The sequence below is a fragment of the Furfurilactobacillus milii genome (assembly GCF_009863985.1).
Lineage (GTDB): Bacteria > Bacillota > Bacilli > Lactobacillales > Lactobacillaceae > Furfurilactobacillus > Furfurilactobacillus milii_A.
On sequence record NZ_WEZT01000037.1, the window covers coordinates 1 to 1,320 of the forward strand.

The 1,320-nt window shown below is 42.0% G+C and carries 1 protein-coding gene; it reads right to left on the reverse strand.

Translation table 11 applies throughout. The annotated features are described in order from the left end of the window. A partial coding sequence (locus tag GB992_RS10905) for an ISL3 family transposase (RefSeq protein ID WP_161002462.1) occupies positions 1 to 1,161 on the reverse strand: 1,161 nt, incomplete at its 3' end. Positions 1,162 to 1,320: the final 159 nt, after the last annotated feature.

The window sequence follows — 1,320 nt, forward strand, 5'->3', positions numbered from 1 at the left end:
GATTCGATTATTCGTTCCTTCCAAAGGACCATTGGAGTAATCTTTGTGCCTCAAGGTGTTTTCAATGTAGTCAGGATGCTCACGAATATAAGTTAAGCACGTCTCAAAGGTTTCAGGTGCACCAACGGAATCGGCCAAGGCATTGCGTAATTCTTCGACATCATGTGTCCTGACGGCCCCACACAAACGCTGTGCGTAGGCGTAGACTTGTGCCAATTCAGGACTTAAGCTCAGTAAATTATCAATAACGTCAACTTCGGTAGTGAAGTATTTAAACTGGGAAAAGCGGTGAAAGTTCTTATAATCCAGGTTTGCGGCCGGCTTGAGTAATAATTTCCAATATTTTTTGAGGGCTTTATACTCGCGCGATGATGTCGCAAATTGTTTCATCACTTCAATACGGGTCTTATTTAAGCCACGTTGAATGGCATTAATGATGTGAAATCGGTCAATGATCACAATCGCATTGGGAAAGATTTCTTCCGTCAATTGTGGATAGGTATAGTTCATGTCTGTCACTAGGAAACGAACTTGATTCCGGACTTCAAGGTCATAACGTTTAAAATAACGCGTCAGAGCTGGTAAGGTTCGGACGTCAAGAATGTCTCGAAGCAGCTGGTGGTCACCGTCCATCAGAACACAGCTCATCGAACCTTGGGCATCCTTGGTACTCTTGATTTCATCGATGTGGAGAGCAGCTGGAAGATGGTGATAGTCTGTTTTAAAATCGGATGAAAAATGATTCAACACTCGCGAAACGAAGTTTGGCGAGGTGTTCAGTTCTTGTGCAATATGTTTCATTGAGACGGATTCGTTTAGCTTCGATAAACAAGCCTGATGCGTATTGTAAGATATTGAGCAGTTACGCTTAACGATACTTGTGTGAGCCAAAAAGTGTCCACGACATGCGTGACACTCATAGTATTGTTTACGTAAATGCATGACGACAGCCCATTCACCCGTTTTTGGTAAGCGAACATGAACCGTTCGCCAGCCATATTTAATAATCGAGTGTTGATTCAACACGCCACATTCTGAACAGGCCTTAGGGACATAGGTTAGGTGAGCCTTTACCTGCATTGCCTGGTCATCACGGACAACCTCATCAATAAAAACATTTTTATCTTCAATATTGAGCAGAACTTTAGTAGAATCAGACATGGGATATCGCCGCTTTCTTATATTATCTTGAAACTTGGTCGTGGAAGGATAAAGCAATGTCGATATCCTTTTTTCGTGTCAACATACATAGATTACAGAAAGAAAAATCTGTTGTCGATCATGTCTTGTGACATGACCAACAACAGATATGATAGAACC